This window comes from Paenibacillus amylolyticus (assembly GCF_003719335.1).
Taxonomy (GTDB): domain Bacteria; phylum Bacillota; class Bacilli; order Paenibacillales; family Paenibacillaceae; genus Paenibacillus; species Paenibacillus amylolyticus_D.
Map to the genome: position 1 here is coordinate 65,112 of NZ_RIAS01000004.1, position 14,676 is coordinate 79,787.

The 14,676-nt window shown below is 45.1% G+C and carries 17 protein-coding genes; 16 read left to right on the forward strand and 1 reads right to left on the reverse strand.

From position 1 onward, the window contains the following. Positions 1-248: 248 nt before the first annotated feature. From EC604_RS08990 to EC604_RS09015, 6 genes are all read left to right on the forward strand, one after another. Positions 249-1,898, forward strand: a complete 1,650-nt coding sequence (locus EC604_RS08990) for a xylulokinase (RefSeq protein WP_123063855.1) — start codon at positions 249-251, stop codon at positions 1,896-1,898. Positions 1,899-1,900: 2 nt separating this feature from the next. After that, complete coding sequence (locus tag EC604_RS08995; protein ID WP_090923505.1) at positions 1,901-2,596, forward strand: L-ribulose-5-phosphate 4-epimerase; 696 nt, start codon at positions 1,901-1,903, stop codon at positions 2,594-2,596. Positions 2,597-2,919: 323 nt separating this feature from the next. Then, the gene (gene araA, locus EC604_RS09000) at positions 2,920-4,344 is read left to right on the forward strand and encodes an L-arabinose isomerase (protein WP_123063856.1); all 1,425 of its coding nucleotides are present in this window, start codon (positions 2,920-2,922) and stop codon (positions 4,342-4,344) included. 263 nt (positions 4,345-4,607) lie between these two features. Continuing rightward, a complete protein-coding gene (locus tag EC604_RS09005) occupies positions 4,608-5,378 on the forward strand; it encodes an AAC(3) family N-acetyltransferase (RefSeq protein WP_123063857.1) in 771 nt (256 codons plus the stop codon). Between the two features lie 49 nt (positions 5,379-5,427). Further along, positions 5,428-5,607, forward strand: coding sequence for a hypothetical protein (locus tag EC604_RS09010; RefSeq protein ID WP_123063858.1), 180 nt, complete (start codon positions 5,428-5,430; stop codon positions 5,605-5,607). A 375-nt stretch (positions 5,608-5,982) separates the two neighbouring features. After that, positions 5,983-7,683 carry a histidine kinase N-terminal 7TM domain-containing diguanylate cyclase gene (locus tag EC604_RS09015; protein ID WP_123063859.1) on the forward strand — a complete coding sequence of 567 codons (1,701 nt, stop codon included), beginning with the start codon at positions 5,983-5,985 and terminating at the stop codon, positions 7,681-7,683. 76 nt (positions 7,684-7,759) lie between these two features. On the opposite strand, the gene EC604_RS09020 is transcribed toward EC604_RS09015, so the two are convergent. Then, positions 7,760-8,113, reverse strand: a complete 354-nt coding sequence (locus EC604_RS09020) for a helix-turn-helix domain-containing protein (RefSeq protein ID WP_123063860.1) — start codon at positions 8,111-8,113, stop codon at positions 7,760-7,762. A gap of 163 nt (positions 8,114-8,276) precedes the next feature. On the opposite strand from EC604_RS09020, the gene EC604_RS30430 reads away from it, so the two are divergent. The 10 genes from EC604_RS30430 to EC604_RS09065 all read left to right on the forward strand — a co-directional run bounded on the left by EC604_RS30430 (position 8,277) and on the right by EC604_RS09065 (position 14,503). Further along, positions 8,277-8,705: a hypothetical protein gene (locus EC604_RS30430; protein ID WP_240036734.1), complete on the forward strand. Its 429-nt coding sequence runs from the start codon at positions 8,277-8,279 to the stop codon at positions 8,703-8,705. Further along, entirely contained in the window at positions 8,594-9,079 is a 486-nt protein-coding gene (locus tag EC604_RS30435) for a hypothetical protein (protein ID WP_240036736.1), read from the forward strand. Before EC604_RS30430 ends, EC604_RS30435 begins: the two co-directional genes overlap by 112 nt. A 191-nt stretch (positions 9,080-9,270) precedes the next feature. After that, complete coding sequence (locus EC604_RS09030) at positions 9,271-10,494, forward strand: WXG100 family type VII secretion target (RefSeq protein WP_123063861.1); 1,224 nt, start codon at positions 9,271-9,273, stop codon at positions 10,492-10,494. A gap of 19 nt (positions 10,495-10,513) precedes the next feature. Then, positions 10,514-10,813, forward strand: a complete 300-nt coding sequence (locus EC604_RS09035) for a hypothetical protein (protein WP_123063862.1) — start codon at positions 10,514-10,516, stop codon at positions 10,811-10,813. Positions 10,814-10,827: 14 nt separating this feature from the next. Then, complete coding sequence (locus tag EC604_RS09040; RefSeq protein ID WP_123063863.1) at positions 10,828-11,430, forward strand: pentapeptide repeat-containing protein; 603 nt, start codon at positions 10,828-10,830, stop codon at positions 11,428-11,430. A gap of 52 nt (positions 11,431-11,482) precedes the next feature. Further along, the gene (locus EC604_RS09045; protein WP_123063864.1) at positions 11,483-11,974 is read left to right on the forward strand and encodes a hypothetical protein; all 492 of its coding nucleotides are present in this window, start codon (positions 11,483-11,485) and stop codon (positions 11,972-11,974) included. An 8-nt stretch (positions 11,975-11,982) separates the two neighbouring features. Next, on the forward strand, positions 11,983-12,420 hold the full coding sequence (locus tag EC604_RS09050) for a hypothetical protein (protein WP_123063865.1): 438 nt from the start codon (positions 11,983-11,985) through the stop codon (positions 12,418-12,420). Positions 12,421-12,431: 11 nt separating this feature from the next. Further along, positions 12,432-12,821, forward strand: a complete 390-nt coding sequence (locus EC604_RS09055) for a contact-dependent growth inhibition system immunity protein (RefSeq protein WP_240036738.1) — start codon at positions 12,432-12,434, stop codon at positions 12,819-12,821. A gap of 75 nt (positions 12,822-12,896) precedes the next feature. Beyond that, positions 12,897-13,295 carry an Imm7 family immunity protein gene (locus EC604_RS09060; protein ID WP_123063867.1) on the forward strand — a complete coding sequence of 133 codons (399 nt, stop codon included), beginning with the start codon at positions 12,897-12,899 and terminating at the stop codon, positions 13,293-13,295. A gap of 44 nt (positions 13,296-13,339) precedes the next feature. After that, positions 13,340-14,503 (forward strand): immunity 26/phosphotriesterase HocA family protein, encoded by a 1,164-nt coding sequence (locus EC604_RS09065; protein ID WP_123063868.1) that lies wholly within the window; start codon positions 13,340-13,342, stop codon positions 14,501-14,503. The last annotated feature ends 173 nt before the right edge of the window (positions 14,504-14,676 follow it).

Sequence of the window (14,676 nt, forward strand, 5' to 3'; positions counted from 1 at the left end):
TTGAACCCTACATATATACTAGGAAAATGAATAAAAATTCGTTGGTATTATTGGATTTTTGGCAAAATAGTTCTTTGTGAGTATAACTTTGATATCTCATTGACAAATGTACGTACAAAAAATATACTAAGGCTGTCAGAACAGGAAAGCGCATTCTTGGAATGCTGGAATAGAATTATAGCCATAAGCGGAAGTGGAGCTGCACTAATTGTGCGTGCACCTGAATAGATGCCATTCCTCGGACGTAGATGGCAACGAGAGAGAGGGGAAATGCGGAAGTGACGAGTCATGTGGATGTGAAAGAAGCTATTTCCAAGGGCACAACCTCACTTGGGATTGAGCTTGGATCAACACGCATTAAAGCAGTATTGATTGATGAGCGTTTTGAGACAATTGCTTCCGGCAGTTATGAATGGGAGAACCTGCTGAAAGACGGCTATTGGACGTACAATCAGGAGGATATCATCACGGGTTTGCAGACGGCATACCGCGAGTTGAAGCAGGATGTACAGCAGAAGTATGGTGTGCCGCTGACGATTACGGGTTCAATCGGATTCTCGGCGATGATGCACGGATATATCGCACTGGATCAGGCGGGGGAAATGCTCGTACCGTTCCGTACGTGGCGTAACTCAACGACGGGTGCGGCTGCACGCGAGCTGACAGAATTGTTGCAATTCAACATCCCTGAACGTTGGAGCATTGCCCATCTGTATCAGGCGATCTTGAACGGAGAGCACCATGTGCCTCAGATCGATTACCTGACCACACTGGCCGGTTACATCCACTGGTTGCTAACAGGGAATAAAGCGATTGGAATCGGTGATGCATCAGGTATGTTCCCGATTGACGAGACAACGCATAATTATCATCCGGCAATGATCAACCAGTTTAATGAGCACATCACTGGCAAAGGTTACCCGTGGAAGGTTGAGGATTTGCTTCCTAAAGTGTACCTCGCAGGAGAACATGCAGGTGCATTGACGGAAGCCGGAGCGAAGCTGCTTGACCCGTCAGGAGAGCTGGCAGCGGGCATTCCACTGTGCGCACCTGAAGGTGATGCAGGAACTGGTATGGTGGCCACAAACAGTGTGCGCAAACGGACGGGGAATATCTCGGTGGGCACGTCGGTCTTTGCGATGATCGTTCTGGAGAAAGAATTGTCCAGCGTGTATCCCGAGATTGATATGGTGACTACGCCAGATGGAAGTCCAGTCGGCATGGTACATGCGAACAACTGCTCCAGTGATCTGAACGCATGGATCGGATTGTTCCGCGAGTTTGCTCAAGCGATGGGCATCGAGGCCGATTCCGGCAAGTTGTTCAGCGTATTGTTTAACAAGGCACTTGAAGCCGACCCGGATGGGGGCGGACTGCTCAGCTACGGGTACTACTCCGGTGAAAATATTACAGGACTGGAGCACGGACGTCCGTTGTTCGTGCGCTCTCCAGAAAGCAAGTTTAACCTGGCGAATTTCATGCGTACGCATCTGTTCAGTGCCTTCGGCGCACTTAAGATGGGTATGGACATCCTGACCGAGAAGGAACAGGTGGCGATCGACAGCATTCTGGCACATGGCGGTCTGTTTAAGACACCTGTGGTGGGACAGCGAATCGTGGCAGCGGCCATGAACGTTCCGGTATCCGTAATGTCTACCGCTGGTGAAGGCGGCGCGTGGGGGATGGCTTTGCTGGCTTCGTACCTGATTAACCAGGGTGAGCAAGAAACGCTGGATGTTTTCCTGGAGCAAAAGGTGTTCAAGGATGTAGAAGGGGTCGAAGTGGCACCGGAAGCCGCCGATGTGAAGGGATTTGAAGCATTTATTGAACGCTACCGGAGCGGACTTGCCATTGAGCACGCCGCTGTAGAGCATCTGGTAGAGAACGGAGGAAACTAAACATGTTGGAGCAACTGAAACAAGAGGTATTCGAGGCCAATCTGGAGCTGCCGAAGCACGGACTGGTGAAATTCACTTGGGGTAATGTCAGCGCGATTGATCGGGAAAGCGGTCTGTTCGTCATTAAACCAAGTGGAGTCGATTATGAAAAAATGAAAGCCAGCGACATGGTCGTTGTTGATCTCGACGGTAATGTGGTTGAGGGGGAGATGAGACCTTCTTCGGACACCGCAACCCATGCTGTTCTATATAAACACTACAAGGAAATTGGCGGCATCGTGCATACACACTCCACATGGGCAACCATCTGGGCGCAAGCAGGCCTGGACGTGCCTGTCATGGGAACGACTCACGCCGATACGTTCTACGGAGCCGTGCCATGTGCACGTTTCCTGAACCAGGATGAGATTGATCGCGGATACGAAGCGGAGACAGGCCGTGTAATCATTGAAACGTTCGAACAACGTGGGCTGGATGTGATGGCGATTCCGGCAGTCCTTCTGCATGGACACGCACCGTTTACATGGGGCAAAGACGCCAAGTCGGCTGTGGTGAACAGCGTTGTGCTGGAGGAAGTGTGCAAAATGAACCTGTACGCGCGCCAGCTGAACAACTTTGCCAAAGAACTTCCGCAAGGCATTCTGGATAAACACTACCTGCGCAAACACGGCAAGGACGCATACTACGGCCAGAAATAATTCTTAATCTTATCGACGAAAGATGGGTACTGCAATCGCAGTGACCCGGTGTAACTACTTTGCTCAACCCGAAGTTGAATAAGCCTTTTTACACCACTAACGAAGAATGCAGAACCAATCTGTAGAAGCGGAGCTAAAAGCTTTCGGCACGAAAGCTACATCGGAAGGATATGCTTGGCGTTTATCATCGGATTTCCCTCCTTAAGAGGGGAAGGAAAAGAAATCCGAGGATAACCAGCGATCGGAAGATGGTACTGCAATCGGAGTGTCCAGGTGTAAACCCATCTTATCCAACTATAAACTAATGAAATGAGGATGATTCCATGTCAGCAACAGCAGCAAAAGAATTTTGGTTCGTTGTCGGTTCACAACATTTGTACGGTGAAGAAGCACTCGGTGAAGTTAAAGCAAACGCACAGAAAATTACGGATGCCCTGAACGCTAGCGGCGTACTTCCTTACCCGCTTGTACTGCAAGATCTGGCTGTAACCGCAGACAAAATCACCAGCATCATGAAAGAAGTGAACTACCGCGACGAAGTAGCGGGTGTAATCACTTGGATGCATACGTTCTCTCCAGCAAAAATGTGGATTCGCGGTACAAAATTGCTGCAAAAGCCACTTCTTCACCTCGCAACGCAATATAATGAGAGCATTCCATGGGCAACCATCGACATGGACTTCATGAACCTGAACCAAGCGGCACACGGTGACCGTGAGTACGGCTTCATCAATGCTCGTCTGAGAAAACAAAATAAAATTGTTGTGGGTTACTGGGAGCGTCCGGAAGTGCAACAGCAGGTTGCGGACTGGATGGACGTAGCGGTGGCGTACAACGAGAGCTTTAACATCAAAGTTGCTCGTTTCGGCGATAACATGCGTAACGTAGGAGTAACCGAAGGTGATAAAGTCGAGGCTCAAATCCAGTTTGGCTGGACAGTAGACTACTACGGCATTGGCGACCTTGTAGAGTACGTGAACGCAGTAACTGAGCAAGAGATTGATGAATTAATCACACAATATGCGGATCTGTATGAATTCGATTATGGTACCAACAGCAAAGAAGCATGGGAAGCTAGTGTACGTGTGCAAGCAAGCTATGAAATTGCGATCAAAAAGTTCCTGGATAACGGTGGTTACACGGCCTTCACAACGAACTTTGAAGACCTGCACGGCATGAAGCAACTCCCGGGTCTGGCAGTACAACGTCTGATGGCTCAAGGCTACGGATTTGCGGGTGAAGGCGATTGGAAAACAGCCGCACTGGATCGTTTGCTCAAAATTATGGCTCACAACGAAAACACAGGCTTCATGGAAGATTACACATATGAGATGGCATCTGGCCAAGAAGCCATTCTGCAATCGCACATGCTTGAGGTTGATCCGACACTGGCGAGCACTAAACCAAGAATCATCGTATCTCCACTGGGGATTGGCGATCGTGAAGACCCCGCTCGTCTCGTATTTGACGGCAAAGCTGGCGAAGGTGTCGTCGTATCCATGGCCGACTTCGGTACGCACTATAAATTGCTGATCAACGAAGTGTCTGCCTTCGAACCAACGGTTCCGGCACCAAATCTGCCAGTAGCACGTGTACTGTGGACAGTAAAACCAAACTTCCAGGACGGAGTTAAAGCTTGGATTGAGAACGGTGGCGGACACCACACGGTGGTATCACTGAACCTGACTACAGATCAGATCATCACGTATGCGAAGCTGGTGAACTTGGAATACGTGGTAATTAAATAGTCATACTCACTCACAACATGGAATCATCATTTTATAGTTCATTGATTATTAACGTAATTCCAACTGCAACCAATGAATCTCAGTTGTACTCTGTTCATGTCTGAAGTATGATCAGAGTATCAGAGATCAAGTTTATAAGCATATTCAACGTTAAAGTGAGCATCTGCTTGCCGTATAAAAGTGTAATTACAGAGGCCGAGAACATATCTCGGCTCTTTGTTTTATTTTTCGATACATCATTCGATCCCAAGGAGGTTACCAAGATGACACATACATACGACAGTCTTATCGCGCAGCTAGAGGAATTAGGCATAGATCGTCACGGCACCTTGCTGATGCATTCTTCCATGAAGAGTATGGGGGAAGTAGAAGGCGGGGCAGATACCGTGCTGGATGCGCTGATTGAATATATGAAGGATGGATTGCTCGTTTTGCCTACGCATACGTGGTCTACCATTAACAAAAGCAATCCATTGTTCCACGTGGAAACGTCTTCCTGTTGTGTGGGCATTCTCCCGGAATTGTTCCGCAAACGTCCTAACGTTGTCCGTTCCTGGCATCCTACACACTCTGTAGCAGCATTAGGTAAGGACGCACGGGCGTTCACACAGGACGATCATCTCTTTGATACGCCATGTGCACGTGGTTCTGCATGGGGCAAGCTACTTGATCACAAAGCGACAATCCTGCTGGTGGGGGTGGACTTGAAGCGAAACACGTTTATTCATGGGATCGAGGAATGGGTGGATATTCCAGGCAGAATGACCGATGGACATGAGATGCTCTATACCGTTTTGCCAGATGGAACTAAAATTTCCGTGCCTTCACGCAGACATTGCGGATTATCTTGGTCAGAGCATTTCTGGAAGGTCGATGAGGTGCTGGTTCAAGCAGGTGCGATGAACAAAGGAAGTTTTGGGGATGCCTTAGCAAGTGTCTGTGATGCCGCGAGAACAACCGAGGTGCTTACGGAGATGTTGAAGGAAAACCCGGATCTATTTTCGGACAATGAGCCGTTGGCAGATGTGAAATAAGTGGAGTTGAAGCGTTGATATCAGGTACGAAAAGGGAGTCTGATTTTTTATGGAAAGCAAGCGGTCTTCTAATCAATTGGATGGAAACAACCGACTAGCTGAGGCGAGAAACGAGCTTCAACTTCGTTTAATCGTTGCGGAGAAGCAGACTGTCGTTAAAGAACCTTTAATGGATCATGAGCAAGTTATGGACAGATTAAAAAGAAACATAGAAGCCGAACGGAAGTAAGGGAGTTCCCAGTAGGGAAGTTTTCTATTCAATAAAATAGATCACTTATCCCGTTACGGGCTGGATGACGCTCAGTTGAAAGCTGGGCGTTTTTTGACGTGGAGTCTTCAAAAAAACGTTCACAAAAATGCAAAAAATGATTGCGATTTCAATCAGAGGTTGGTCGGAATTCCAGTGAATGGGCTACTCAGCGTATCAGGGGTGTGGTACGATATGGGTAATTTAACCAGCGTAAAATCAAAGCATCGCAGATGTTGTATCTCATCATAGTTTTAGAATGTTCAGAAGCAAAATCAAAGTTCAACGTTTGGTAACGTATCAGAGTTATCCCTGATAACCATGGAATCAGTGTCACATCCAAGAAGGAGAAGATTCGTGAACCCATTAGTGTGGTATGATCTTTCGTTATTCGTGCTATTGTTTGGTGTGGGCGTGTATGTGTTTGCTACCGTTAGAATTACGAATTTACATAAGGTGTATTTTTTGTTTCACGGTTTGATGATGATGTGGCCTTTCTGTCAATTTGCGAGTACACTCACGGATGATCCGGGCCTGCAATTATTCTATGTTTTGCTGTCCTTTGTAGCGGTCTCGCTGCTGGGGAGTGGGTGGCTGCTGCTGACGCTATTTATTACGGGTTATGCGGAACGACTCAGCCAAAGGCGGCTGGTGTTGCTGTTTGTACCCGCTGTGATCGGAGCGATTGGGGTTGTTGCGAACCCTTGGCATGATTTTGTCATGCCTCTGGAGGGCGGTTATATCGAGCGTGCCTACGGCCCGTGGTTCTGGGTAGTCATGTTCATATTGGTGAGCTACTTCGTTACTTCTCTCGTCATTATGTTTCGTGCGGTATTTTCCTCCAAGACACCAGCCATGATTCAAAAACAGGTCAAAATCACCCTTTGGGGTATTTTTGTGCTGGCCATGTTCGCAACGCTGGATGCGGTCCTCAATGTGCTACTGAGCCGCTGGTTGCCGATTATTCCGGGCCTGACCTCTCTGGGAATCTTCGTGTCGGACTTGTTCTTCGTATATGTGATCAAAAGGTACAACGTGTTCAACCTGGTCTCCATCGCCCATGAGGACGTCATTAATACGATCCCGTATGGCATTCTGGTGCTGGATGAGAACGAAGTGATTGTGGAGGTGAACAAAGCCTCTCGTTTTTTCATAGAACAACATGTAGGGGATATCTGGGACATGGAGGGATTTCTCGCCGGTGTTTCAGTGGAGGGTGATGCTCGGACGTTTCTGAATAAGTATCTTTTGAAAAAAATGGAGCTGTGCCAGATCGAAGTGGTCGTAGAGAAAGACGGCCAGCTCTGCCACTATATTCTGCAATCTTCTCCGATTGTAGACTCGGCGCTTGCACCGCTAGGGCACCTGCTGACGTTCCAGGATGTCTCGCAGGAGCGCTTCTATGCCAAGGCGATGAACCAGCAGAATAAGATACTGCATGAGCGTAATGAGGCGCTGGATCTGATCCGTCAGGAGTTGTCCGAGGCCAATCGGAAGCTTGAAGAATTGGTGCTGACGGATAGTCTGACGCACTGTTATAACCGTCGTTACCTGACGCAACATCTGAATCATGAAGTACTCACGAACCTGCAATATAAAATGCCGTTTTCCCTCATGCTGCTCGATATCGACCACTTCAAAGCCATCAATGACCACTATGGTCATGTTGTTGGGGACGAAGTGCTGGTGCGCACAGCGGAGGCACTTCGGCAGTCTGTGCGCAGTACTGACATTTTGACCCGCTATGGTGGAGAGGAATTTATGATCTACCTGCCGCATACGGAGCATGATCTAGCGATTGATATGGCGGAGCGTGTAAGACAGACCGTGGAGTCCAACCGTATTGCATTGAATTATGGGTTGGGGGAAATAGCAATTACAATTAGCGTCGGTATTCTATCGATTGATGATTTTGCGTATGAGGATGAAGATGTGCCGGAGGATGGCGAGCGCTATTTAATTCAGCTATTTGATGCAGTGGACAAGGCACTGTATCAGGCGAAGCAAAAAGGCCGGAACCGGGTGGAGTATGGGGTGTTGGCGCGGGGCGTGGTGTGAGAAGGGTAATGTGTAAAAAAGAGTGGAGACAATGGCTCCACTCTTGGAAAGAATATGTATGATATACGTGCACAAATTAACGTTCATCTGAGCGTTTTTTTGCATTTTCAATGGAGATCAAAATTTCCTTGTTAATTCTGGTTAAAGATTCGATTTGTTCCGCATGTTGACCGCTAACTAAAGTCATATGTTCATTCAAGGCTCTTTTGTAGGAAGAGTCTTCTTCAAATTTAAAGATTTCCTCGGCAGGAACCTGAAAGCCATTCATGATCTTCTCGAGCGTCTCCAAGGAAATGTTGCGATCTCCTCGTTCAACTCCGCCAATATAACTATAATGAAGACCCGCGGCTTCAGCCAGTTGCTCCTGAGTCCAGCCTTTGGCCTTTCTTAATTCACGAATTCGATTACCAACAGCTTCTGGTAAACTCATTTGATCACCTCTACTTAAGGTTAGAAGAGGATATAAAGTCATGACAGACTAACGGATGTGAAATTAAATGAGTTATAATAGTACTTATTAGTACATTTTATATTGATCTTCTTTTTATTTATCTATACAATAATTTCAGAATAGCTAAAGGAGGCTTCCTTTTTTGCGATCATCTATCCTGAAATCCCTCAAACCGGACATTATCGTTGAGATGCTCGATATGGCTGTGGCTTTTGAAAATTGGAACAAGGTGCTGGAGACGGCGGGTGTGTTGTACCAGTGCGCGCAGTGTATATATGAAGAACGAGTGGAGTGTCAGGAGAAAGGTGGGTCCAAACTTTATACTCATACGGAACGTCCATTGGTTTATTACATGGGATGGAGTCATATGATGCGAGGTATGGCTTATCAGAAGCAGGGCAGATCGATCAGGCGCGAGCTTGTATCCGGCAGTATGCAACATTGGGGTGTATGGAAGGAATGGATGAGGCAGAGCTACAAGTTGTGCAGGAGTTCAAACGTAAAGCTGAAATCCATCGCTATGCACTTGAGATTGAAGCCGGGCAGGTTGAGTTGCTGGAAGGGTACGTGAACCTGTTGCTAGAGTATCCGGAGGAACGTCTGTCAGGGTTGAAGGTGATCACAGAGGCCGCGGTGCGGCATGGGTGGCGGATTGATTTAATCATACAGATGATTGAGGAGAAGGTTGATGGGTCAGGAGTGGATATGGATTCGTTAAACAACGATGATATGTACTATTATTGTTACCAAAGGGCTTTATATGAACAGTGGATGGGAAGGCCGCAGGAGGCGGTGGAGTTTATTTTGAAGGCGATGTGTGTAGCGGACAGACTGGGGATGGAAAGGCATATTATCAAGTGTACAGCGGTTTTGGAATCATTGCGGGAAATGGCGACGGAGGAGCAGATTGAGCGGTATCGGATGTTTTTAACAGGGATAAAATAGGGAGTCGTTGCGTTTACTGAAAATGGTAGGATGTGCTTGGATGTGGGTATATGCATATAGGACTATAGCACCGATGAGTGGTATATCAGATGTCGGGTTATAGGTAAATTCAGGATGTTAGCCGGATGGTTTTACATATTACACTTCTGCTAACATAGGATAATCCTATTTCAAATGAGCGGAGAAAGCGTATGAGTACAATCAAAGTGACCCCTGAACAATTACATCACGTATCGAATCAAGTGGATCAGGCGAGACAACAGTTGGAGCATATCCAGGATAACCTTTCAAGGCAGATCATGTTTCTTCAGGCCGTATGGCTGGGTGTGACGCAGGAGCGTTTTTATGGTGATTTTGCACGGTCACGTCCTGTATTACAGAAAGCACTGGAGAGCATGTTGTATACTTCGAAAGAATTAACGGATATTGCTACGAGGTTTGAGCAGGCAGATGCCGAGAAGGGCAGTCTGGGTGGTGTTATTGGTGCTGTGGGTGCGGTATCGATGGTGAAGAGCTCGGGGAGTGATGCGGGTTCGGAGGATAAAGGCTACCGGATGGCACAAGTGAATATGTACGGCAGGCTGATGTGGATGCCAGTGAACGAGAATGGTGTTCCAGATCAAGCTTCTTTGCAGGCGTATCAGAAGGATCAAGGACATGTGGATATCAATCGGATGCAAGCAGGTCATGCAGAAGATCCGGGGGAAGATCTTGATGCCTTGCAGATTGAAGCCTTTGAAAATGGAGTTCATCCCTTCACAGGCGAGCCAGTGAATGATCGATATGCACAGATGATGGTAACTTCTCTGAAGTTCAGTCAGATTTTTATGGCTTTTCAGATGGTTCGCGGAAGTATGCCTGGGCGCAAAGGCCCGTTTCGCTTGCCTTCTTCTCATCCGGCGGTGGCGAAGTTGAAGAAGAATTTGGAGGATCATAAGGCTAGGAAAGAGAACAAGTCTGATGCAAGATCAACTGGGGGAAATAGTGTAGATTTAAAAGTAAGTCCGAAAGTAATAGAACATTCTTCTAAAGGTGACTTCACTGTTAACCCGAAGAATGGAAAGATATCTAAGATGAGAGGTGGAGGACATGGACAGTCCAATATTGATTTTCTTAGAACTAACGGATTTGAATATAATATTGAAAAAACATATCCTAATGGCGTAAGAGTAGGTAATGTGCCTGAGCATAAAACTCCAGCAAAAAGAGAAGGGAGTAATCAGGCTTGGTTTCCAAAAAACTGGTCAGAGTCAGATATTGTTGAGGCAGGAAAGAGTGTCGTAGATATACCACAAAATGCATCTAAGCCAGATGGTGTAGTTATTTATGGTGAATACAAAGGTGTTAGAGTAGGAGTTATAAAGACGAATGGAGAGATTGGAACTATCTTTCCTGATGCTGAAAAACAACCATAATCATAGGAGGAATTTATAGATGTTCAAAGAAGCCAAGGAAGTAATACGGAAAAGAGCAGATCTTCATATGAATGATCCCGCAATAGAGCATTACAGAGAGGAATTAATTAATCTCTTAAGTCAAAATGAAAACGAAACAATCGCATTTCTAAAAAAGTGTAGTAAAGAAGAAATTCTTTGGATCAGTGAGGTGTTCGAAGAAATTTCTTATAATCTTCAAAGTGTTGAATATATTAACACGCTCAAGGATATTAACAAAAAATACCCCGAATTAAAATTGACTAATGTTATTAACACAGCTGTTTCTTACATGGATTAGAGGACGAGGGACGGATGAGAAACGATATGTATAACAGATTCGAACTTCATACAAAATGGGTTGATACTAGCGGTCAAGAAGGTGAGCAACTTCGATTGCAGGATGTTGATTTTCGAGAATTTGATATTTCTAATATTTATTTAGAACAGTCATTTATAGCTAGTTGTACTTTTGAGGGTCTGAGTCTTAACAATATAGATTTTCATGCCTCTGTTTTAAGTTCGTCATTATATAAAAATAGCAACTTGATCCATTGTGATTTTTACAAATCAGACTTGTCATATGCAGAATTCTCCAACTCTAATTTGGATACAGTTCGATTTTCAAGAGGAGATCTATGGGAAACACTATTTAATAATGCGACAATTAAAAACTGTAATTTCTCAACCTGCAACCTCTCTTTAACTGATTTTAGCTATGCTTCATTAACAGATGTAGACATAAGTGAAGCGAGGCTTGAAGGGGTTTTGTTTTATGGAGTAACGCTAAGAAACATCAAAGGAATAGAAGAGGCCAATTTCCACAGTATTAATATTGGCTCAGCCGATAAACCTCAAATTCTCAAAGGGCAGGAAGCAAGGGACTGGCTTCGCATGAAGGCCGAAGAAAGAAAGTAATCTATCAGGTTTTAAATTTCTCTGGAATCATGAAAAGAGGCAATAAAATAACATGGGAACAACAGCTTTTTTTCTAACGGAGCGTGAAAAGTATTCACCAGAGAAGTTTTTATCTGACACTATAATTGCTGTGTTTCAATCAGATCATAGGCTAATTTTTGATAATCATAAAAATATTGAAAATGGGAGATTTTCTTCAACAACCTTGAATGTTCTAAGTCATTCGTACAATAGTGGAGAGAATAACCACCAATTTATTCTATATGTAAAGGCAAAAGAAAATAAAAGTGTTTTATTTCATGATTATGAGGATCTAAATCTAGACCCTAAACAGGATCTCATTCGGGTAGGTACAATAGAAGAGGTATTTGGTGCAGAAGAGGTAATTTTTCAATTTGTTTATGAATATTTGAAGCTTAACCAATCGGACTACTTTTGGGTAGCAGATTACGATTGGGTCTACACTTGGGAAGATATTAATAAACTACACTCCATGTCCTATGATTCCGACTGGTGTTACAAAAATCCTAAGATGATGGGATAAGAAACGAAATGTACAAAGAACTTGATAATCTTTTATCCGCCGAGACAACAGTTGATTCCTGGTACGATGACGGTTGTGTTATAGCGATAGAAATTCTGGGGGATTTTAATCCAGATGATTGGGACTTTTTATCTAGAGCAGCATGGAGCAAACCCCTCAACTGGCAGAAGAAGCTTGCGTACTGCTTGGATAGTACTCAACAGATACATGGATTTGAATTATTGATATCTTTACTGACTGTTGGGGATAGAGAGTTATTTGAAATATGTATAGACACACTAAGGAGCTACACATCTCCTGAGTATAAACAAAGATTAATACATGAACCTCTGTTACTAGAGCGTGTGGCTACTGCACTGTCTGGGGCAGGTATTGCGGAACGAAGGGTACTGGAGGATTTTCTCAGAGGCTTATTAATCTCACCGGATTCGGAGGGGTACACCTGAGTAAACGGATTATGGACATTTACTGTATAGATTATGATAGCCAGATGGACAACGGTAATCCTGTGGCTTTGGAGCAGTGGTACGGTAGGCTGCTTAACAAAAAAGTAGATGATCTAAACTTAGAAGATGTAAGCCGAATGCTGGGTCAGCGTGTGTTTTTGGAACTGGGCATAGAAAAGGCGATGGAAATTTTGTCCGAGGATCCTCTTGCTGGGGAGATGTATGACGGTCATTTGCTAGAGCTCTTGTATGGTATCGAACTGGATGAATTTCAGAATTTGGAACAGTTGGAAATATTGATCCAGCATATTCATGCTAGTCTTTCACAATTCGGATGGACTCATCAAGAGGAAAAAGAAGAGTACGCTGACTTAGTGCAACGGTTTATAGCAAAATTTTGAGAAGAGATTACTATCTGGGCTGTCAGAAATAAGGTCAGTATTTTTACATCAGACAAACCCCGAGGGGATGAAAAAATGTACGAATACCATGGATGGGCAACGATAAGAGAAAGCGCGTCGTTTGAAGAAGATGAGGATCAATATGATGAAGCTATTCAGGAGTTACAGAAGTACATTGAGAAGTTGAATTGGCCTTCAAGTGTACTAGATCTGAGGGCTGTTAATGGTGACTATCAGCTTTGGATTGCTGGCCTTGATAACCACAAACCTGAAACCAAATACAATCCGATTGAAGTGTTCAGAAAAGCAGGTGAAATAGCTCCGGGTTCCTACGGCATTCTTTACGTAAGAGATAGTGATGATACGGCATCATCTAATCAGTTCAAGGTGTATACGTTAATACGAGGTGAGATTGCAGAGCAAGAAGATCCATTTCTTTCCCCTTTTGTGCCTAAATTAGAGGATGAGTGCTAATAAAAAGACAGGGCAGTATTACTTTTGGAAAGGAGAGTTTGCTTGTGGATGCATGGCTGAGCAATGAGAACCGCGCATATGTTGGTCTGGAGCCTGTTGAATCGCACTGGGATAGGGTAGACATCAAGAAGGGCTACTATGTTTATTTTGATGGAGACGTTATTCGTAAACGAATATCGAGCCTGCCGGAGAGTTATGTGGAAGAGGACGTGTATATTGAGGTGCGAGATCGGCAATTTGTTGTGCCTAAGACGAGCAGAGGCAAGGAGAAAAATTTGACCTACACAACGGTATCCGGCTTCAAGGCAGAAGGTGTTACGTTCTCCGCCGGAATCAGTCCGTATGATGGCAAGAGTTACGTTACAGCTTATAATAAACGTAACAGCGTGAGTCTACCGATTTCGGACTGTTCCCACATGACATCCAAAGCAGAGATCATCTCCTGGCTGGAGCATTTTCCGGGCACCGTGCCGGATGACTATGGCCGCAAGCTGGATCGATTAAAAAATATGCCAAACCAACGTTATCAGGCGGTGCCAGGTGATATTTTCAGAGTAGAGCTGGATCTGCATACCGATGGGTATGTGCTTGTGATTGGCAACCTTCGTCAGATGGAAAAGGATCATTTATTTTCCGAGCAAAGCATCTGGAGATCGGTCATGACCATGCCGCTGTTTGTGAGGCCCTTCTTATGGAAGACAACGGAGCGTTCCCCTTCGCTAGAGGACATTTTGGCGGCCCCGATGTCGGAGACAACGAGGATTGTGATGGATGACTTCTTTTTTCGTGGAGGATATGAGTTTGTGTATCATAAACCATTGGAGGAAGAGGATATCCTGTTTCCTATAGGGTACGGACCGACAACCAGCGTTACGAATGAGCGTGTAGTCCGTTTGAGTTGGGGCTTGGGCACGTTACATAAACCTGAGGAGCAAACGCCATTTAGGCTGGAACGGAATTTCATGAATCACGGAGCCTGCTCGGGTCTGACCACCGAATGCTTTGGCCCGCCATCTGAGCGTATGCATGAGAAGGACCTGGCCCATCCGCAGTATGCGAAGGAGCGTAAACAGGCGTTGGCGGAATTCGGATTATCGGAGGACATTACATATGATGAATTTTGCCAGAAGACGGGGGCTATGACGCGCTTGCAGTATATCGATTATGTAAAAAGAAAGTATCGCATCCCTACAGATGGAGAGAATTAATCCTGCGCATCTCATATAAAAAACATCCCAAATCCGCTCTCATTCGAGAGACGGATTTTTTTGCGTTCAACCCACCAAAAATATCTTGTCAAAACGTAATCATTACGATAAGATAATATTCATTGTTTAAATAGTAATTGTTACGATTAATATTGAGGTTGATATTTATATGA